The following is an 18,457-nucleotide window of genomic DNA, read 5'->3' on the forward strand; positions in this document are numbered from 1 at the left end:
CGCGGTCAGAGGCGCCGGGGGCCGGTGTCCGGGCGGGCGGCCACCCCGCCCACCCGCACCTGGGCGTGCAGGACCGAGATGCCGTCCGGGCGGGCGAGCACCGGGTTGAGGGTCACCGAGCGCACGCGGGGCTGCTCGTCGGCCAGCTGACCGACCCGCAGCAGCAGGTCGGCCAGCGCCGCCCGGTCCACCGGCGCGGCGCCCCGGTGCCCCCGCAACAGCGGTGCCGCCCGGGGTTCGTCGACCAGCTCGGCGGCGTCGGTGTGGGTCAGCGGCACCGCCCGCCAGGCCCGATCGCCCAGCAGCTCGGTGGCGACCCCGCCGAGGCCGAAGCCGACCACCGGCCCGAACGCCGGATCTTCCACCAGCTCCACCACGCAGGCCACACCGGGCGGGACCATCGGCTGCACCAGCACGTCCGCGCCGAAGCCGGCGGCCATGTCGGCGTACGCGCGGCGGACGCTCGCCTCGTCGGGCAGATCGAGGCGGACCGCGCCCAGGTCGAGCCGGTGTCGCAGCCCCGCGGCGGCGGCCTTGAGCGCCACCGGGTAACCCACCCGCGCCGCCGCGTCGACCGCCGCGTCGACCGAGTCCACGGGCACCGACGCGACGGTCTCGATGCCGTACGCGGCCAGCAGCGCCTCCGCGTCGGTGCCGTCGCCGCGCAGCGCGGCCGCTGCGGCGTCCCGGTCGATCCCGGGCAGCTCGGGCGCGACCCCGGGTGGGCGGCGCAGCCACTCGGCGTACCGGTGTACCCGGGCGAGCGCCCGGACGGCCTCCTCCACGCCGGCGTACGCCGGCACCCCGGCCGGCAATCGACCGACCAGGAACGTCGCCACGGTCGGCTTGCCCAGGGCGAGGGCGGCCGGCAGCGCGGCGGTGACATCGGCGTCCACCTCGGTGCGTTGGCCGGGCAGGGGCGGGGCGAAGACCACGACGAGCGCGTCCACCCGGTCGTCGGCGGCCGTCTCGGCGAGGGCGGCGGCGAACTCGTCGGCGCCGGCGCTCGGCGCGACGTCGCGCGGGTAGCCCTCGGCGACGGTCAAGCCCTGCCCGACACAGGCCGTGGCGGCCAGGCCGGTCAGCGCCGACGAGTTGCCGACCACGCCGACCCGGCCGCCGGCCGGCAGCGGCTGGTTGGCCAGCAACACCCCCACGTCGAGCAGCTCCGGCACGGTGTCCACCCGGATCACCCCGGACTGGGCGAACAGCGCGGCCACCGCCACCTCGTCCGGGCCGGCGGTGTCGCCCACACCGGCCGGGCGGGCCGGCGAGGCAAGCGCCACGACCGGTTTCGCCCGGCCGATCCGCCGGGCCAGCCGGGCGAACTTGCGCGGATTGCCGAACGTCTCCAGATACAACATGATCACGTCGGTGCCCGGGTCGTCCTGCCAGTACTGCAGCAGGTCGTTGCCCGACACGTCGGCCCGATTGCCGGCCGACACGAAGCTGGACAGCCCGAGGCCACGCCGGTCCGCCTCGGCGAGCAGCGCCACCCCGAACGCGCCGGACTGGCTGAAGATGCCGACCCGACCGGCCGGCGGCAGCGCCGGGGCGAGGGTGGCGTTGAGGCGTACCGTCGGGTCGGTGTTGGCCACGCCCAGGCAGTTCGGGCCCACCACGCGCATCCCGGCGGCGTGCGCCGCGCGGACCAGCGCACGTTGCCTGGCCGCGCCCTCCGGGCCGGCCTCGGCGAAGCCGGCCGAGATCACGACCAGGCCGTGCACCCCGGCGGCGGCCGCGTCCGCGACCACCGCGGTCGCCGCCTCCGGCGGGACCGCCACCACCGCCAGGTCCACCGCGACCCCGGCGTCGACCGCCGAGGGGTACGCAGGCAGCCCCGCCACCGTCGACGCGCTCGGGTGCACCGGCACCACCGCGCCGGTGAACCCGCCGTCGCGCAGGTGCCCGAGCACGGCCGCGCCGACGCCCTGGCCGGTGGCGCTCGCGCCGTAGACGGCGATGCCTCGCGGGGCGAGCAGCCGGGCGATCGAGCGGGCCTCGGTGCGGTGCTCCCGGCCGCGCTGCACCTCCAGGGTCGCCTCCGTCGGGGCGATCGGGAAGCTCAGGTGCACCACCCCGTCGGCGTACGCGCGCTGCACCTGGTAGCCGAAGTCGGAGAAGACCCGCAGCATCGTCCCGTTGGCCGGCAGCACCTCGGCGACGAAGCTCAGGATGCCGTTGCGCCGCGCGGCGTCGGCCAGGTGCTCCATCAGCACCGGGCCGATGCCCCGGCCCTGGAAGGCGTCCTCGACCACGAAGGCGACCTCCGCCTCCGGCGCCTGCGGGCCGAGCCGCTCGTACCGGCCGACGGCGACGAGCCGGTCCCCGGCCAGCACCACGAACGCCTCCCGGTCGTGGTGGTCGACCGTGACGAACCGGATCAGATCCCGTTCCGGGATGCGCGGGTACGGCGAGAAGTAGCGCAGGTAGCGGGTGCGCTCGGAGAACCGGCTGTGCATCGCCACGATCGCCGGCGCGTCGTCCGGCCTGATCGGTCGCAACTGGACGGTGCTGCCGTCGCTGAGCAGCACGTCCACCGGCTGGTCCACGGTCGTCACAGGAAACGGCCCGGCTCAGTCCCGCGGGTCGTACGGGTCGAGCCCGAGCAGCGGGAAGACGGTCTTGCGGGTCGCCGCGATCGCCCGGTCCACCGCGTTCGGCTCGCCCGTCGGCTGCCACGGCTCGTACGACGGGTCCGCGTCGTCGGTCATCCGCAGCGGAATCTCCCGGCCCGGCCGACGGGCCGCGGCCAGCTCACGCCAGCCCGGCGGGGTGAGCGTCGCCGGGTCGATCGGGTCACCGGTCGCCACGGCCAACAGGTGGCTCCAGGCTCGGGGCACGACCTCGACCAGCGCGTACCCGCCGCCGCCGGTGGCCACCCAGCGGCCCTCGCACAGCTCGTCGGCGAGCGCCCGCAACGCCAGGTAGGTCGCGCGCTGCCCGTCCACCGTCAGGTTCAGGTCGGCCAGCGGATCCAGTCGGTGCCCGTCCGCGCCGCACTGGCTCACCAGCACCTGCGGCCGGAACGCGCGCAGCACCGACGGCACGATCGCGTGGAACGCCCGCTGCCAGCCGGTGTCGTCGACGCCGGGCGGCAGCGGCATGTTCACCGCGCTGCCCTGCGCGCCCGGCCCGCCGGTCTCGTCCGGGAAGCCGGTGCCCGGAAAGAGCGCGAGCGGCGTCTCGTGCAGGCTGACCGTGAGCACCCGGGGGTCGTCCCAGAAGATCTGCTGCACCCCGTCGCCGTGGTGCACGTCCACGTCGACGTACGCGATGCGCTCGGCGCCCAGATCCAGCAGGCGGGCGATGGCCACCGCCGGGTCGTTGTAGACGCAGAAGCCGGACGCGCGGGCGGGCATCGCGTGGTGCAGCCCACCGGCCACGTTCACGGCCCGGCGGGCGTCACCGCGCCAGACCGCCTCGGCCGCGGTCACGGTCGCGCCGGCGATCAACGCGCTGGACTCGTGCATCCCCTCGAAGACCGGGTTGTCGGAGGTGCCCAGCCCGTACCCGGCGAACAGCGGGTCACGCGGCGCGGCCCGCACCGCGGCCAGGTAGGCCGGGTGGTGCACGCGGGTGAGCAGGGAGTCGTCGGCGGGCTCCGGCTTGACCACGCGCACCCCGGGACGATCCAGGATGCCCAGCTCCCGGGCGAGCGCGACGGTCAGCTCCACCCGGACCGGGTCGAGCGGATGGTCACCCATGTCGTAGGCGAGCAGCGAGGGGTCCCACACCACTACCGTGTCGTCGGACATGAGCTCATCGTCGCACGGGGACCGTCGTCGGCCCACCGCACGCGCTGGTCAGCGGCCGGGTGTCGGCCCGGAGGCGACCGGCCGGGCCGGGTCGGCGACCCAGTTGCTCCACGAACCCACGTAGAGCGCGGCGTCCGTGCGGCCGGCCAGGTGCAGCGCGAGGACCGCCTGCGCGGCGGTCACCCCGGAGCCGCAGTACGCCCCGACCGTCCGCGCCCCGGTCGCGCCGACCGCGGCGAACCGCTCGCGCAGCACGTCGGCGGCCGGGAAGCGCCCGTCGGCGCCCACGTACTCGCCGGCGGGCAGGTTGGCCGCGCCGGGCACGTGACCGGCGACCGGGTCGATCGGCTCGACCTCGCCGGCGTAGCGGGGCGCCGCGCGCACGTCGAGCAGCACGGCGTCGTCGGCGGCAGCCAGCGCGGCGGCCTGCCCGGCATCCAGCACCGGAAGATCACCGGGGCGCACCTCGACGTCGCCGTCGGCCGGGGCGGGCGCGGTGGTGGAGACCCGTCGTCCGGCGGCGACCCAGGCCGGGAAGCCACCGTGCAGCAGGCGCACCGGCCGGTGCCCGGCCCAGCGCAACGTCCACCAGGCGCGCGCGGCGGCCAGGCCGTCACCGCCGTCGTACACCACCACGGGGTGACCGGCGCGGACGCCGGCGGCCCGCAGCGCGGCCTGTAGCGCGCCCGGATCGGGCAGCGGGTGCCGGCCGCCGACCCCGGGCGGCCCGCACAGCGCGGTGTCCAAATCGACGAAGACCGCGCCGGGCAGGTGACCGGCCAGGTAGTCGTCGTGGCCGGGCGGGCCGGTGAGCCGCCAGCGGACGTCGAGGAGGGTGGGCGGGTCGGCGTGGTCGAGTTCGACGGCGAGCTGATCGACCTCGACAAGCAACTCCTCGGTACCGGACATGGCGACCATCCAACACCATCCGGGTCGGCATTACGCGGTTCGGCGGCGGTCGTCGGCCACGCAGCGGGGTAGCATCGTGCACCGGAGGGCCGCTGACGTTATGAAGTCTCACGACCTGGTCGACACGACCGAGATGTACCTGCGCACCATCCTCGAGTTGGAGGAGGAGGGGGTGCCGCCCCTGCGCGCCCGGATTGCCGAACGGCTGCAGCAGAGCGGCCCCACCGTGAGCCAGACCGTCGCCCGGATGGAGCGCGACGGCCTCCTCACCGTCGAGGGCGACCGGCACCTGACGCTCACCGCGCTCGGCCGGGGCAGCGCCGTCTCCGTGATGCGCAAGCACCGCCTCGCCGAGCTGCTGCTGGTCAACGTCATCGGGATGCCCTACGAGGAGGCCCACGAGGAGGCCTGCCGTTGGGAGCACGTGATGAGCGACGCGGTGGAGAAGCGGGTGTACGACCTGCTCAACCGGCCGACCCGCTCCCCGTACGGCAACCCGATCCCCGGGCTTGCGGAGCTGGGGTCGGCCGAGGCGGAGACCACCGAGGCCGCCGAGGGCGAGCGCAACCTGGCCTTCCCCGGCCTCTCCGGGCCGGTCGTGGTGCGGCGGATCTGCGAGAGCGTGCAGAAGGACGCCGACGTGCTGCGCCAGCTGCACGCCGCCGGGGTGGACCCGGGCGCCACGGTGACGGTGGCCCAGGAGCGCGACGGGGTGTCGATCGACCGCTCCGGCGACCGGGTGCGGCTGCCTCGCGAGGTCGCCTCCCGGGTCTTCGTCGCCGCCAACTGACCGGCCGCCCACCCGGGCGTCACAGCGCCCGGGTGTCCACCTTCTTGGCCAGCCCGACCAGGTCTCCGGCCAGCTTGTCGGCGGCCGCGCGGTCGGCGGCACGGGCGCCCGTCCAGGTCAGCGTGGCCAGGCGTCCGTCGGTGCCCAGCCAGCCGACCTCGGCGACCGGGCCGTGCCCGCCGGTCGCGGCGGTGGTACGCCGGTACGCCTGCTGACCCAGCCCGGTCACCTTCGCCGCCTTGTCGGGCACCACGTCCGCGCCGAAGGTGGTCTTGTCGATGGTGGTCTCGGACACACTGAGCATCAGCTCCGGCAGCGCCGCGCGTTCGGCCCGGACCACGCACGTGTGCGTGTCACCCCGCTCGCTGGCCGCCGCCACGTCGAAGCGCACCTTGACGAGCTGCTCGATCACCGCGAAGTCCAACAGCCGGCAGGCACCCCCTGAGGAGGCCGCCGACACGTCCAGGGCGACCGGCGCCTGCGGCGGCACCGCCACCGGCTCGGCCTCGGCGGCACAGCCGCTCAGCAGCAGGCCCGCCAGCCCGGCGACCACGATCCGCCCGCGCACACTCCACCCTCTCGCCGACCGACGGCGGAGGGGGCCCCGCCGGATGTCCGTCGGACACCGTACGGGGTGTGCGGGTCGGGCGGAAGTCCTCGTGCACGCCTATTCCGACGGTGGATCGTCCACATACGGGCAGTGCCGGCAGCCCCGGCCGCAGCACGTGCCGCGGCGGGCGAGGAAGCCGGCGCTGAGCACGAAGAGCCCCGTCGCCGGGTCGGGGTAACCGGCTTCACCGGCGGCCAGCGCGGCGGCGTGCGCGGCGAGGATCCGGGCCCGCTCGGGGTGCTCGGACGGCAGCCGGGACGGGTGCGGCTCGGCGAGCGGCCGATCCGCCAGGGGTCGTCGCTCTCCGCTCACCCGCAGCAGTCTAGGGAGGACCCGTCGGCGGTGGCCCAGCCGTGCCGGGCGGGCGGAATTGCGGTGCCGGGTGGGGTTGCGCCTCGGTAGAGTCCGCGGGCCGCCGGCCGGCGGCGCTTACCCGCACGGACAGGCGGCGACGGTGAGTCAGCAGGTGCAGCGGTCCCCGGCGGTCGAGGCGGTCGAGGCGGGGGCGACCCCGTCGCTGTGGCGCAGCCGGAACTTTCTGCTGCTCTGGGGCGGTCAGACGGTCAGCGAGCTGGGCACGCGGATCGCCAATGTCGCAGTGCCGCTGCTCGCCGCCGACACCCTGCACGCCAGCGTGTTCCAGGTCTCCCTGCTGACCGTCCTGGCCTGGCTGCCGTACCTGCTGTTCTCGCTGCCGGCGGGCATCGTCGCCGACCGGCTCGACCAGCGGCGGCTGATGATCGCGTGCGACCTGGGTCGGGCCGCGCTCCTGCTGTCCCTGCCGGTGGCCGCGCTGGTCGGCCACCTCACCCTGCCCTTCCTGTACGCGGTGGTCGGGCTCGGTGGCGTGCTCACCGTGCTGTTCACCGTGGCGTACAAGACTCTGCTGCCCCGGCTGGTGCCGGCGGACCTGCTGGTGGACGGCAACGCCAAGTTGACCATCAGCCAGGACGCCGCCGAACTGGTCGGCCCGACGGTCAGCGGCGCGCTGATCGGGCTGGTCGGCGCCGCCCGCACCTTCCTGGCCAACGGGTTCGCCTTCCTGGTCAGCGCGCTGACGCTGATCCTGATGCGGCAGCCACCGGTACGCCGCGAGCCGGCTCCCCGCGTACTCCTGCGGGTGGAGTTGACCGACGGGCTCGGCTTCATCCGGCGGCAGCCGATCCTGGTCAGCATCCTGGCCTGCACGACGTGGTCGAACTTCTGGGTGATGACGTCCGCCTCGATCGAGGTGACCTTCCTGGTGCGGGAGCTGCACGCCGCGCCGGTGCAGGTGGGTCTGGTCTTCTCGGTCAGCGCCGTCGGCGGGCTGGTGGTGGGGGTGCTGGCCGCCCGGCTGTCGGCCTGGCTCGGCTCGGCCCGGGTGATCTGGGTGGCGATGACCGCGCCCGGCCCGTTCTATCTGCTGATGCCGTTGGCCCGACCCGGCTGGGGACTGCTGCTCTACGGAGTCGGACTGGCCGCGTTCTCGGCCAACGCGGTGCTGTTCAACGTGGCGGCGATGTCGTACCGGCAGCGGATCACCCCGCCGGCGATCCTCGGCCGGGTCAACGCGGCGTTCCTCTGGATCTGCTTCGGGGTGATCCCGCTGGGCGCGCTGACCGGCGGCGCGCTCGGCACCACGCTGGGGCTGCGCGGCGCGCTCTGGGTCTGCGTACTGGGCACCTGGGCGGCGTGCCTGTTCGTGGTCTGCTCGCCGCTGCGCCGGATGCGGGACACGCCGGCGGACGTCGGCGTCTGAGAGGGTGGGGCATGCCCACCTTCGCCGCCTCGGACGGCACCACGCTCGCGTATCGGAGTCTCGGCGGGGGCGACCCGCTGATCTGCCTGCCGGGCGGGCCGATGCGCGACTCGGCGTACCTCGGTGACCTGGGCGGCCTGTCCTCGCATCGGAGCCTGGTTCGGCTGGACCTGCGCGGCACCGGCCGGTCGGCGGTGCCGTCGGACGCCTCCTCGTACCGGTGCGACCGCCTGGTCGCCGACGTCGAGGCGCTACGCGTGCACCTGGGGCTCGCCCGGCTGGACCTGCTCGGGCACTCCGCCGGCGCGAACGTGGCGCTGCAGTACGCGGCCCGACACCCCGACCGCGTGGGCCGGCTCGCGCTGATCACGCCGAGCACCCGGGCCGTGGGGCTGGAGGCGACCGCCGCTCTGCGCCAGGAGGTCACCCGGGCCCGCGCCGATGAGCGGTGGTACCCGGAGGCCGCCTCGGCGCTGGAGTCCATGGTGACCGGACGGGCCACCGGCGACGCCTGGCAGGCGATCGCGCCGTTCTTCTACGGCCGGTGGGACACGGCGGCCCGCGCGCACCAGGCGGTCGAGGCCGCCCAGCGCAACCAGGAGGCCGCCCGGATGTTCGGCGCCGACGGCGCTTTCGACCCGCCGGCCACCCGCGCCGCGCTCGCCGCCCACCCACGCCCGGTGCTGCTGCTCGCCGGTGAGCTGGATCTCGGTGCCCCGCCGGGCCTGGTTGCCCAGCTCGCGGAGCTGATGCCCGGCGCCGAGCTGGTCGTACAGCCCGGCGCGGGGCACTACCCGTGGCTGGACGACGCCGACCGGTTCACCGCCACCGTCTCGGCGTTCCTGCGCTGATGCGGTGGCTTGAGTCTCCACCGGGGGGAGACGCGAGGGTGGGGGCATGAGCGGTGACGAGCGGTACACGATCGGCGACCTGGCCCGACGCACCGGGCTGAGCGTCAAGACCATCCGGTACTACGCCGACAGCGGGATCGTGCCGCCGACCGACCGGAGCCCGGCCGGCTACCGCCAGTACGGCCCGGAGGCCGTCGCGCGACTGGAACTGGTCCGGACGCTGCGCGACCTGGGCGTGGACCTGGCCTCCATCCGTCGGGTGGTGGACCGCGAGGTGCCCCTGCACGAGGTGGCCGCCGCGCACGCCGAGGCGCTGGCGGTGCAGATCCGGGTGCTGCGACTGCGCCAGGCCGTGCTGACCGTCGCGGCGAGGCGGGAGGCGGGCCCCTCCGAGGTGGACGACCTGCACCGGTTGGCCCAGCTCACCGCCCACCAACGGGGGCAACTGGTGGACGACTTCCTGGACAGCGTCTTCACCGGCGACCCGCCGACGTACCCGGGCGTGCTCGTCTCGATGACGCCGGACCTGCCCGACGACCCCACCGCCGAGCAGGTGCAGGCGTGGGTGGAGTTGGCCGACCTGTGCCGGGACCCTGCCTTCCGGGCGAGCATGCGGCGGCTCGCTCGCCAGCACGCCGCCGACAACGACGTGCCCGGGCTGCCCCGCCCGGACGCCGTCGCCATGGTCCGGGACGGGGTGGCCAACGCCCTGGCCGCCGGTCTCGATCCGGCCGGACCCGAGGCCGGGCCGGTGGTCGCGGCGGTCACCGACCGGTACGCCCGCCTGCACGGCCTCCCCGACGACGCCGACCTGCGCCAGCGGTTGCTCGACCGCCTGGTGCTGGCCAATGACCCTCGCCGGGACCGTTACCTCGACCTGCTGTCGGTGATCAACGGCTGGTCGGGCGGTGGCGCGGTCGCGCCGGCGGCGGACTGGTTCATCCGTGCCCTGCAAGCCCGGACGCCCGCGCCGAACCGCTGAACCGGCCGGGTCGGCGTCGGAACGTCAGGCGAACCAGGTCAGCGCCTGGCCGTGCCCCCGGGCCCAGGCCAGCGGCTTGCCGTCCAGCGCGAGGACGTTGTGCAGCGCCGCGTCCGGCGAGTCGGGCAGCCCGTCGTAGGGCAACACCTCCGGGGCCTCGTTGGCGATCCAGTGCCCCGGCAGCTCACGGACGAGCCGGACGAACGCCTCCCGACGGGCGACGGGCACCTGGTAGAGCACCGAGGTGTGGAAGATGACAAGCGTCGCGCCGGCCGGGGCCCGCGCGGCCAGCGCCGGCAGGTCGTCCACCAGGTCGCCGCGGATCAGCAATGGCGGATCGGCCGCAGCGACCGCCGCGGCGGCGCGCAGACGGGCCCGCCGGTGCGCGTGCTCCGGCCAGATCAGGGCGTCCAACCACGACACCGCGTCCGCGTCGGTCACGTCGAGCGGGTTCAGGTCCAGGCCGGCCCGCCACACCACCTGGGGTACGCGCTCAGGCGGCACGAATCCGCTGGCCGCGCACTCCAGGACCGGCTCGCCGGACCCGATCCGGTGCTCCCCGTAGCGGTAGGCGTACCGGTCGGGGTAGAGGCAGAGCCCGGCGGACGCGCCGACCTCCAGCAGGGCCAGGGGCTGCGGCAGCGCGGCGAGCACCGGCAGCAGGACGGCGCAACGGCCGGCCTCGTTCGTCTGGGTGGCCCTTCGTCGTAACTCCGTCTCGATGACCGGCCAGTGCGTCACCGCGTAGTCGTGAAACGCGGCCGGGTCGTCGACCGGGCCACCGAGCCAGCGGACGACGCCGAACAGCAGGTTGGGCTGTCGCTTGGCCGGCGGAAGCGCGTCGAGGAGAGCGAGTAGATCGGGGTCGGCGGCCACCGCGTACGACAGCCGCTCGTACGTGGGCGACACGCCGTGTGCCTCGCGGCGAGCAAAATCGACGTACGCCTCGGCGGTTGTCATGCCCTCATCGTCGCAGCCCATTCCTCGGTGGGTCAGCCCCCGTGCCTGTGCGCTGACCCACCGGCCTTCTCGAGCCCGGCACCGCTCAGGGCAGCTGGCCCGGTCGGTCGACGATGGCGATGCGCAGTAGCGCGACAGCGTTGTACAGGGATTCCTTGCCGTCACGCACCACGGAGTTGCGGGTGCCGAGGTAGACGTGGGAGTCCCGATCGAAGATGAGGTCCAGGTTTCCACCGATCACCCCGGGCATCCGAATCGCCACCCCATGGCGGCCGGCGGCGTCCACCACGTCACCCGAGATGACGACCGCTCCGGGTTGCCGTGCCAGCAGTTCGAACAGCGCCGCGAGCGCTCGGGGTGGCACGTATCCGTCGAGCATCGACCACGCGGTGGTGTACGCCATGCTCTCGTCCCCGTAGACGGCCTCCTCATCGGCGCCTTCGGGTAGATGCAGGTCGACCGGGTGCGCCCGAAGGTAGCGCAGCAGCTCGTCCGGATCGGTGGGTAGGTCGCCGTGGTACGCGGGCGGCTGGAACGCGTCGAGCTCCTTGTCGGGATCGGCGGGATCATCGATGCGGAGCACCTTCAGTTGGCTCCACCCGTTCGGATCGGTCTCCGGTCGATACCGTGCCTGCGTATAGGCGACGCCACCGGCCGACTGCCACAGTTGGTTCCGAATCGTCCGGTACGGACCGCTGTTCGGCAGCTCCCGTATCGTCGCCAGGGACTCCGTGAAGACGTACTGGTCGGGGCGGGCGGTGAGCTCCGGCTGCTGCCGGGCGACGTCGGCCGCCAGGTGGAAGACCTCCGACGCGGTGGCCGTGGGCGGCGACTGATCGCCCATCTTCATGGTCTGGACCGCCAGCGCACCGGCGGTCAGCGTCACCGCCATCCCGACCGCTCCGGCGAGACGCCAACCGCGCAGGAACGGGGTACGGCGCCCGGCCGGACGGCCCGCCGACGCCAGCTCGGCCCGTTGGGCAACGTGTGCGCTCAGGTCCCTGAGAAGCTGCTCCTCGAAACCCTGCGGCGACCGTTCAGTCGTGTTCATCGTCAGCTCCGTCTCATCTCAGGCGAGGGTGGCGGCCGGGTGGGCGAGCACGGCACGGACGACGCGACGGGCACGATGCAGGCGGACCCGAGCGGCGACCGGCGACATCCCGAGCACGGTCGCCGCCTCGGCGACGGTGAGGCCGTCCACGGCGACGAGTTCGACAAGCGTGCGGGTGCCCTCGGGTAGCTCGCTCAATGCTCGATAGGTGCGGCGGGCCGCCGACTCGGCGTCGATCCGCTCCTCGATGCGGGCAATGTCATCGGGGCCCAGGTCCCGTCGTCCCGCCAGTCGGCCCGTCACCCGCAGCCGTTGGGCCGCCCGACGTCGCTCGTCGCCGATGACGTTGCGGGCCACCCCGAACAGCCAGCCGATCTGGCTGCCCCGGTCCGGCCGGTAGCCGGCCGCCGATTCGATCACCGCCAGGAACACGTCGGCGGTCAGATCGGCAGCGAGGTGTGGGTCGTCGACCCGCCGCGCCACGAACCGACCCACCGCCTCCAGGTGCCGCCGGTAGAAGGCCGCGAAGGCCACCGGATCGGCCCCGATGCCGGAGATGTCGTCATCGGATCGGCTGGTCTCATTCACGCGGGCCGTCCTCTCTCGCGCGTTCACACCTCTTCTTCGTTCGGCGGAACACCTGTGTTACGAACCCCGATTGAGCCCTCGTGCTGGCCTGACCGACGCCATCGGCGGCACCAACCCCGGCGAGCGGTATACCTCAGAGTCATGAATATGACTCTGAGGTATGTCGGCGATCGGCGGCATGCCCCGGGGGCGAGTCTGCCCGGCGCTGACGGCGACGCCGCTGGTCCGACTAGGCGGCCGCCCTGGTGATGCGGCATCATCGGACCACCGGCGACTGGCGGCACGGGGATGGTCAAACCATCGGGGAGCCTCTCGCGGGCGTCGACCGCCTGGGCGCCTGCGCCGAGGGACCGTCATGACCACGACCAGCGAATCCGCAGAACACCACACCCCATCGGGCACGGCTCGGCTCCTGCCGGGCGCACCCGTGGCCGAAGCCGTCCTGGCCGAGACCGCCGCCGCAGCAACCCGCCTGCGCAGCCGCGGGATCACACCGAGTCTCGCCACCATCCTCGTCGGGGACGACGACGCCAGCGCCGGCTACATCGCCATCAAGCAGCGTCAGGCCGCCGCGCTCGGGTTCGCCTCCCCGCACGTGCATCTGCCTGCGACCGTCGCCCAGATCGATCTGCACCGGGCCATCGCCCGATTCAACAGCGATCCGGCCGTGCACGGACTGCTCGTGCAGTACCCCGTTCCGGGGCATCTGGACTACGACGCGGCACTGCAGACGATCGACCCTGACAAGGACGTCGACGGCATGCATCCGCTCAACATGGGGCGTCTCGCCGTCGGCCTGCCCGGCCCGCTGCCGTGCACACCCGCGGGCATCGAAGCCCTCCTGGCGTACTACGAGATCCCGGTCGCCGGTCGTGAGGTCGTCATCCTCGGCCGCGGCGCCACCCTCGGTCGTCCCCTGGCGATGCTGCTCGCCCAGAAGCGCCCAACCGCCAACGCCGCCGTCACCGTCGTCCACACCGGTGTGCCCGACTGGGCGCGCTACACCCGCCGCGCCGACATCCTCGTCGCCGCCGCCGGCGTACCCGGCATCGTGCAGCCCGAGCACGTCAAGCCCGGCGCCGTCGTCATCGGCGCCGGCGTCCGCTACGACGGGCGGCGCCTCCTGCCGGACGTGGACGAAGCGTGCGCCGAGGTCGCTGGCGCCATCACGCCACGGGTCGGAGGGGTCGGTCCGACCACGGTCGCGATGCTGTTCCGCAACGCCGTGCGCGCCGCCGAACGCGCGACCCAGTAGCCCGGTCGCCGAGATCACTTGATGCTGAGTAGTCAGAGCGGCTCGGCCACAACTATTCAGCATCGAGTGATCGAGCCGGCTTCCTGCGTTTGGAGATCTCCTCCAGGTGCTGGAGTTGGTGCTGCCGAACCATCTCGTCCCATACCTCCTGGTCGTAGTCCGGGTCCGGCGGGATCCACTTGTGCGAGTTGTCGCTGTAGTGGAACCGTTCATCGCCCCGCCGGATCAGACTCACCGGACCCAGCCCAAGAAACGCCGGTGCAGCAGCCCGGCGGGCACCCAAGTCAGATCCTCAGCCGCCCAGACCAGGTAGGACCCCATGTAGAGGGCCAACGACAACGGCGCGCCGTCGAACTCGGCATGCAGCTCGGTGCGCCGGGTCCGGCAGGGCCAGGGCGCGTCACATCCGCCGCAGGTCCACACCGGAAGGACCGGGCCGTGCGTGGTCACCGCAGGCCGTCCAGGAAACGCCAGGTGGCGACGCGGGCGTGCCAGCAAGCGGCCCATTCCGCCTGATAACAGGGGTACGGGGACAGCCGCGCCCACCACCAGCGACGGCCGGCAACACCAGGCAGGCGCACCGCCATGATCTGCCCGGCCTGATCGTCGGTCACTCCCGCTCCTCCCCTGGCCAATGGCCTCGTCGGATCGGGATGCGATGCCGGGCACGACAGGGCAGATCCGCGCCGCAGCGACAGATCCGACGCCACCGCCGCCACGACCAGACCGGCCTATGCCGCCGCGCCAGAGTCATCGCCACCGCCAGCACGTAGTCGTCGTACGGCACACGCGATCCCATACGGCTCCAAAGTTGGACTCCTATTTTGGAAGTACAACCAGGCTAGATTTGGACTCCTAAATTGGGAACCTCTTCGCGGCGTGTCGCGGTGACCGGCTACGGCCGCGCGATAATCAGCCGGTGGTGAACCCGACGATCCAGCGGCGGCGTCTCGGTCTTGCCCTCAAACGGGCTCGTGAAGGTGCAGGCAAGACGCAGGACGAAGCGGCTGCTGTCATCGACGCAGCAGCGAGCAAGATCAGCAGGGTCGAGCTTGGACAGTCGGGCATCAAGCTCACCGACCTGAACCTGCTACTCGATCTCTACGGGGTCCGAGGCGATGACGCCGATCCGCTACGCGACCTTGCACGAGCAGGGCGACAACGCGGGCGCTGGAGCACCTACCGAAACGCCGTGCCGGACTGGTTCCGCCAGTACCTAGACCTCGAAGGCGACGCGTCAGAGATCCGCTGGTACCAGCCAGAGGTCATCCCCGGAGTCCTTCAAATCGAGCCTTACATCCGCGCCATGAACGCGATCGCCCACCCACGCCCGCCCACCGATGAGGTCGACCGGCAGGTTGCCGTGCGCATGGAACGGCAGTCGATTCTGCAGCAGGACGACGGGCCCGACCTGAGCTTCATCCTCAGCGAGTCGGCGCTGCGCCGAAGCATCGGTGACGCGACGACGATGCGCAAGCAACTCCTGCACCTGGCAGAGGTCAGCGAGCAGCCCAACGTCACCCTTCAGGTGTTCCCGTTCAACGCACAGACCTACGAGACCGCATCGTTCAGCTTCATCATCCTGCGTTTCGGGGACGACGCGGCATCGGACGTGATCTACGTCGAGACCTTCACCGACGCCGATTACCTTGACCGGCCGGACGCCGTACGCGCCTACACTCGACTTTGGGACCGACTCCGGGCTGCCGCTCTCGGGCCGGTAGAGTCGCGCAAGCTCATCCTGAGGATGGCGGACGACGTGGAGCGCCAACAGACCTGAGAGAGTGATCATGGAGACTTCGGATCGCCTGGTCTGGCGCAAGTCGAGCTACAGCGACAACAACGGCGGCGCGTGCGTCGAGGTCGCCGAACTGGGTACAAGCATCCTGGTGCGCGACAGCAAGAATCCCAGCGGATCGAACCTTTGCTTCACGAGAGGCGCGTGGACGAGGTTCCTACGGAGCATTCGATAGCCCAAGATCCAAGGTTCGAAACACCTGCCGCCAGCCGAACGCCCGGGCAGGCGAGCGCATTGGCGCAAGAACATTCGCCGAACCAGCTTGCCCGATCTGATCGCCCGCCCGCTCGCGACGACGTTTTGGGTACGGACGATATAGATATCTCAGGGTCTCAATGACAGGAGGGCCTGGGCACGCCCGGCAGGCCCGGAACTCCGTCCACTCCCTCGCTGGCGGTGGAGACAAGCCGCCCCTGGATGAGCGCGGCAAACGCGGCCGCACCTATGAGCTCACCTCTTGTTGATCGCGCCTTCGCGGGAACGAGAGCGCACTTCATCAATCCATGAGGCGCAATCGATCTCCTCTGCCTTCGGCTCGGGGCAGCCAAGGTCGGAGCGACGCCGTTCATCCCTGCCCGCCACAGCCAACGACGATGGAGCAAAGTTGGGCGGGTCTGCCGTTCAGTACGTCTATCCGTAGCGCAGGGACCATTATGGGAGATTGTGACGATAGTCCGTTTGCGCGGATCGCGACCGTTGAGTCGAGAGTGGCCTTGACCAGGCCGTTTTCCAGGGGCCGGCTAGAAACTGTCGTACAACCGTGCGATGGTATGAGCAGCTGCGGAGGGAGGGGCATGATGTCGTCTTCCGCGCACCGCGTGCGCCATACCGTCCCGCCCCAACCCAACTCCTGCCGCTGGTGCGGGACTCCTGAACGCGAGCATGCCCAACGGTGGACCCCTTCGAAGGGATGGCACAGGTGGGAGGTCCCGACTGCCGCTCAACGGCGGGCGCGGATGCTTGCGCGGCGAACATTAGGAATCAAGGGCAGCTAACTTCTCCAACTGCAGAAAGGTGTCGCGAAGTTCTGCCGGAACCTCTGCGGGCGTCTTGAGACTTCGCGCCATCTCGTACATCATTGACGCCTTCGAGTTGGGCCCGCTATCGCTCCCCTCCTTGAACAAGTTCAACAGCAATGTGCTGAACTTGCCAGCCCGCAGCGATTCGATCGATTCCGGATCCCAAGGCTTCCCGTCGTTCCGGGGCCACACCAGGTTCGCCACATTGCACCACTGCTCGTTCGTAAAGATGCACTCCAACTCTTTATCCGGCGTCCCCATCAAGCGAACGTGATTGACGATGTCGATACCCTCCTTCGCCAGGTTCGCATCACTGAAGACTCTGCTGTTCCTTCGACTGTCAGCATCAATGATTAGCATCACCTGCCGCTTCGACCGGGCCAGATACCCGACGAACTTTAAGGCGCCTTCGTTATTATGGCAACCGACGATCACTATCCCTGCCGCGTGTACTGGCCGGCCTGTAGTGAGGCGGAAAAGCAACGGGAAAGACAACTGCTCCGTTACGCCTTCTACGCCTACGAAGCATCGCTCGTGAAGCAATACCGTGTTGCGCAACCCCAGGGCGATGGCAATATCGGCGAGGTATCGCCCGTTCGCGTCGTTATCCAAATCGGACAGCAGCCGATTTATTCGGGTGCGCTCACCCTCAAGCTTTAGATGAACAATGTCCTCGATGGCTGCACCATCGATCAGATTCATGGAATGTGTAGCTATCACCATCGAGACACCAGGCACCGAGCACTGCTCGCGTATGAGTGCCATTACACGCCGCTGCTGAAGGTAGTCAAGGTGGGTGTCAGGTTCGTCGTACGCCAAGACGACGTGCTGCTGGTCGTCAGGGAAAGGATTATTCTCAGCATCGCGTTTAAGGAGCTCGCTCGCCCACTCCCAGACGGCAAGGCTGATACGGCGGTTTCTTCCTGCCCCCACAGTGCTGAGACTAACCGTTTCACCGCTGGTGCGAGCCAGCAGCAGCCTGGTAGATCGTAGGCCAGAGGTGAAGGACACATTCGGCTCGACGGCGACGCGGACCAGGTCGGGGCACCGTTGTTGAATGTGTTCGACGAGCCCCTGCGCGTCCTCACGAACTCGACGGCCGAGTTCCGCCTCCAAATCTCGCACTCGCTGCTTGAGATCCTCGTCCTCAAGGTGGGACCTATAGCGACTGTTCAACGCCGCCTTAATCGCGGCTTCGGCTGATTCAGCATCGCCGAAGAGTAGAAACTTCGGCAGCGATGCCCTGATTTCCTTACTGGCCGCGATCCAGGCCTGCGTTCGTGGCCGAGTGGCGGCGAACTGGTCCAATGCGATCATCCAGCTACTTCTGGACCTGGCGTCAGCAGCAGCAGCGACCCCATGTCTGCCTGCGATGCGTTTCAGGTCGGCGAGCGATCTAGCCTCAAGATCACGGAGGTCTTCGTCCTCGGGTGCGTCGACGAGCAGTTCCAGGCGAACTTCTGACTCCTGGTTTCGAATGCGGCGCATCCGGATCGTGCTGGGCAGCCCAAGGGCCGATTCCTCCCTCTTAGAGAGTCGAAATTCGCCCTCGACCCAGGTGGTCTCGACCCGCTCGACGAGATCTTGGTTCTCGACCTCGGACACGGTGCGGTCCGCACCAGGGTCCGTCGCGAAGGTCCGATCCTCTTCGGTGAGCGGGTGGGTCCCAAGCAGGAATGCGAGCGCGTCGATCGTGGCGGACTTCCCACTGTCGTTAGGGCCCGTCAAGATCGTAGGGCGGTGGACTGGGATGGGACCGACGTCCTGCAAGCTACGGAACCCCCGCACGGAAATCGAAACGAGCTCCATGGACGTCCTCCCCGTTTCCGTCTCGCCTCAGCCATAGGCGAAAGCGCCCGAGCGAGCAGCACATAATGAACGCAACGCGAGTAGACAGCCTATACCAGGCCAGCCCCTAGACGTTGTAGGCCCACCGACTCCCGGTACTGCAACCCAAGCGAACCCACGTCCTCCAACCCGCCGAAGGCAGTGTCATATGGTTGCAACTTTTGCGGTGGTTGGCGACAAATGGCAGCAATCGAAATAATCTCGCTTTCTCTACCCAGGACCACGCCGACCATCGCCCCTAATATTGAATTGCTTGACAGTGGGGGCCTCAGTAAGTTCTTGGACGACCCTCAGGAC

19 protein-coding genes are annotated in these 18,457 nt (G+C 70.9%); 7 read left to right on the forward strand and 12 right to left on the reverse strand.

Going from position 1 to position 18,457, the window contains the following annotated elements:
- Window positions 1-5 precede the first annotated feature (5 nt).
- The 3 genes from ACFYPR_RS24330 to ACFYPR_RS24340 are packed head-to-tail and all read right to left on the reverse strand — an operon-like array spanning window position 6 to window position 4,667.
- Window positions 6-2,561 carry a GNAT family N-acetyltransferase gene (locus ACFYPR_RS24330; protein WP_354861196.1) on the reverse strand — a complete coding sequence of 852 codons (2,556 nt, stop codon included), beginning with the start codon at window positions 2,559-2,561 and terminating at the stop codon, window positions 6-8.
- 15 nt (window positions 2,562-2,576) lie between these two features.
- Window positions 2,577-3,758, reverse strand: a complete 1,182-nt coding sequence (locus ACFYPR_RS24335) for an acetoin utilization protein AcuC (RefSeq protein WP_355133580.1) — start codon at window positions 3,756-3,758, stop codon at window positions 2,577-2,579.
- 48 nt (window positions 3,759-3,806) lie between these two features.
- Window positions 3,807-4,667, reverse strand: coding sequence for a sulfurtransferase (locus tag ACFYPR_RS24340; RefSeq protein ID WP_387183954.1), 861 nt, complete (start codon window positions 4,665-4,667; stop codon window positions 3,807-3,809).
- 100 nt (window positions 4,668-4,767) lie between these two features.
- Between ACFYPR_RS24340 and ACFYPR_RS24345 the strand changes: the two genes are divergently transcribed.
- On the forward strand, window positions 4,768-5,457 hold the full coding sequence (locus ACFYPR_RS24345) for a metal-dependent transcriptional regulator (RefSeq protein WP_355133576.1): 690 nt from the start codon (window positions 4,768-4,770) through the stop codon (window positions 5,455-5,457).
- 19 nt (window positions 5,458-5,476) lie between these two features.
- Here the strand turns inward: ACFYPR_RS24345 and ACFYPR_RS24350 are convergent, their stop codons facing one another.
- Window positions 5,477-6,025, reverse strand: coding sequence for a hypothetical protein (locus tag ACFYPR_RS24350; RefSeq protein WP_355133574.1), 549 nt, complete (start codon window positions 6,023-6,025; stop codon window positions 5,477-5,479).
- 99 nt (window positions 6,026-6,124) lie between these two features.
- The gene (locus ACFYPR_RS24355; protein WP_354861203.1) at window positions 6,125-6,379 is read right to left on the reverse strand and encodes a DUF5522 domain-containing protein; all 255 of its coding nucleotides are present in this window, start codon (window positions 6,377-6,379) and stop codon (window positions 6,125-6,127) included.
- Window positions 6,380-6,521: 142 nt separating this feature from the next.
- Here ACFYPR_RS24355 and ACFYPR_RS24360 point away from each other — a divergent pair, with 142 nt between their 5' ends.
- The 3 genes from ACFYPR_RS24360 to ACFYPR_RS24370 are packed head-to-tail and all read left to right on the forward strand — an operon-like array spanning window position 6,522 to window position 9,641.
- Window positions 6,522-7,808 (forward strand): MFS transporter, encoded by a 1,287-nt coding sequence (locus ACFYPR_RS24360; RefSeq protein WP_355063998.1) that lies wholly within the window; start codon window positions 6,522-6,524, stop codon window positions 7,806-7,808.
- 11 nt (window positions 7,809-7,819) lie between these two features.
- The gene (locus ACFYPR_RS24365; RefSeq protein WP_355064000.1) at window positions 7,820-8,659 is read left to right on the forward strand and encodes an alpha/beta hydrolase; all 840 of its coding nucleotides are present in this window, start codon (window positions 7,820-7,822) and stop codon (window positions 8,657-8,659) included.
- Window positions 8,660-8,705: 46 nt separating this feature from the next.
- Complete coding sequence (locus ACFYPR_RS24370) at window positions 8,706-9,641, forward strand: MerR family transcriptional regulator (RefSeq protein ID WP_355064002.1); 936 nt, start codon at window positions 8,706-8,708, stop codon at window positions 9,639-9,641.
- A gap of 24 nt (window positions 9,642-9,665) precedes the next feature.
- Here ACFYPR_RS24370 and ACFYPR_RS24375 read toward each other — a convergent pair whose 3' ends face one another.
- The 3 genes from ACFYPR_RS24375 to ACFYPR_RS24385 form a co-directional block, all read right to left on the reverse strand.
- Window positions 9,666-10,601: a DUF2332 domain-containing protein gene (locus ACFYPR_RS24375; protein WP_355064004.1), complete on the reverse strand. Its 936-nt coding sequence runs from the start codon at window positions 10,599-10,601 to the stop codon at window positions 9,666-9,668.
- A gap of 85 nt (window positions 10,602-10,686) precedes the next feature.
- Window positions 10,687-11,652 (reverse strand): CU044_5270 family protein, encoded by a 966-nt coding sequence (locus tag ACFYPR_RS24380; RefSeq protein WP_355064006.1) that lies wholly within the window; start codon window positions 11,650-11,652, stop codon window positions 10,687-10,689.
- An 18-nt stretch (window positions 11,653-11,670) separates the two neighbouring features.
- Window positions 11,671-12,240: a sigma-70 family RNA polymerase sigma factor gene (locus tag ACFYPR_RS24385; protein WP_355064008.1), complete on the reverse strand. Its 570-nt coding sequence runs from the start codon at window positions 12,238-12,240 to the stop codon at window positions 11,671-11,673.
- 355 nt (window positions 12,241-12,595) lie between these two features.
- Here ACFYPR_RS24385 and ACFYPR_RS24390 point away from each other — a divergent pair, with 355 nt between their 5' ends.
- A complete protein-coding gene (locus ACFYPR_RS24390; protein WP_355064010.1) occupies window positions 12,596-13,495 on the forward strand; it encodes a bifunctional 5,10-methylenetetrahydrofolate dehydrogenase/5,10-methenyltetrahydrofolate cyclohydrolase in 900 nt (299 codons plus the stop codon).
- A gap of 52 nt (window positions 13,496-13,547) precedes the next feature.
- Here the strand turns inward: ACFYPR_RS24390 and ACFYPR_RS24395 are convergent, their stop codons facing one another.
- Genes ACFYPR_RS24395 through ACFYPR_RS24405 form a run of 3 tightly spaced genes read right to left on the reverse strand, consistent with a single transcriptional unit; the run spans window position 13,548 to window position 14,109 of the window.
- Window positions 13,548-13,730 carry a hypothetical protein gene (locus ACFYPR_RS24395; RefSeq protein ID WP_203123069.1) on the reverse strand — a complete coding sequence of 61 codons (183 nt, stop codon included), beginning with the start codon at window positions 13,728-13,730 and terminating at the stop codon, window positions 13,548-13,550.
- Window positions 13,727-13,945 (reverse strand): hypothetical protein, encoded by a 219-nt coding sequence (locus ACFYPR_RS24400; protein ID WP_355064011.1) that lies wholly within the window; start codon window positions 13,943-13,945, stop codon window positions 13,727-13,729. The genes ACFYPR_RS24395 and ACFYPR_RS24400 overlap by 4 nt, the downstream gene beginning before the upstream one ends.
- Window positions 13,942-14,109 carry a hypothetical protein gene (locus ACFYPR_RS24405; RefSeq protein ID WP_355064013.1) on the reverse strand — a complete coding sequence of 56 codons (168 nt, stop codon included), beginning with the start codon at window positions 14,107-14,109 and terminating at the stop codon, window positions 13,942-13,944. Before ACFYPR_RS24405 ends, ACFYPR_RS24400 begins: the two co-directional genes overlap by 4 nt.
- 305 nt (window positions 14,110-14,414) lie before the next feature.
- Here ACFYPR_RS24405 and ACFYPR_RS24410 point away from each other — a divergent pair, with 305 nt between their 5' ends.
- Complete coding sequence (locus ACFYPR_RS24410) at window positions 14,415-15,275, forward strand: DUF5753 domain-containing protein (protein WP_355064015.1); 861 nt, start codon at window positions 14,415-14,417, stop codon at window positions 15,273-15,275.
- Between the two features lie 10 nt (window positions 15,276-15,285).
- Window positions 15,286-15,468, forward strand: a complete 183-nt coding sequence (locus ACFYPR_RS24415) for a DUF397 domain-containing protein (RefSeq protein ID WP_355064017.1) — start codon at window positions 15,286-15,288, stop codon at window positions 15,466-15,468.
- Window positions 15,469-16,267: 799 nt separating this feature from the next.
- Here ACFYPR_RS24415 and ACFYPR_RS24420 read toward each other — a convergent pair.
- Entirely contained in the window at window positions 16,268-17,917 is a 1,650-nt protein-coding gene (locus tag ACFYPR_RS24420) for a TOPRIM nucleotidyl transferase/hydrolase domain-containing protein (RefSeq protein WP_355064019.1), read from the reverse strand.
- Window positions 17,918-18,457: the final 540 nt, after the last annotated feature.

Origin of the sequence: Micromonospora sp. NPDC005254, from assembly GCF_042872525.1 — a bacterium.
In the GTDB taxonomy this organism is placed as follows: domain Bacteria; phylum Actinomycetota; class Actinomycetes; order Mycobacteriales; family Micromonosporaceae; genus Micromonospora.

Bases quoted from the DNA above. Each gene is read 5' to 3' on its own strand.
- ACFYPR_RS24335 (WP_355133580.1), bottom strand. From the start codon at position 3,758: ATGTCCGACGACACGGTAGTGGTGTGGGACCCCTCGCTGCTCGCCTAC.
- ACFYPR_RS24340 (WP_387183954.1), bottom strand. From the start codon at position 4,667: ATGTCCGGTACCGAGGAGTTGCTTGTCGAGGTCGATCAGCTCGCCGTC.
- ACFYPR_RS24345 (WP_355133576.1), top strand. From the start codon at position 4,768: ATGAAGTCTCACGACCTGGTCGACACGACCGAGATGTACCTGCGCACC.
- ACFYPR_RS24365 (WP_355064000.1), top strand. From the start codon at position 7,820: ATGCCCACCTTCGCCGCCTCGGACGGCACCACGCTCGCGTATCGGAGT.
- ACFYPR_RS24370 (WP_355064002.1), top strand. From the start codon at position 8,706: ATGAGCGGTGACGAGCGGTACACGATCGGCGACCTGGCCCGACGCACC.
- ACFYPR_RS24375 (WP_355064004.1), bottom strand. From the start codon at position 10,601: ATGACAACCGCCGAGGCGTACGTCGATTTTGCTCGCCGCGAGGCACAC.
- ACFYPR_RS24380 (WP_355064006.1), bottom strand. From the start codon at position 11,652: ATGAACACGACTGAACGGTCGCCGCAGGGTTTCGAGGAGCAGCTTCTC.
- ACFYPR_RS24390 (WP_355064010.1), top strand. From the start codon at position 12,596: ATGACCACGACCAGCGAATCCGCAGAACACCACACCCCATCGGGCACG.
- ACFYPR_RS24415 (WP_355064017.1), top strand. From the start codon at position 15,286: ATGGAGACTTCGGATCGCCTGGTCTGGCGCAAGTCGAGCTACAGCGAC.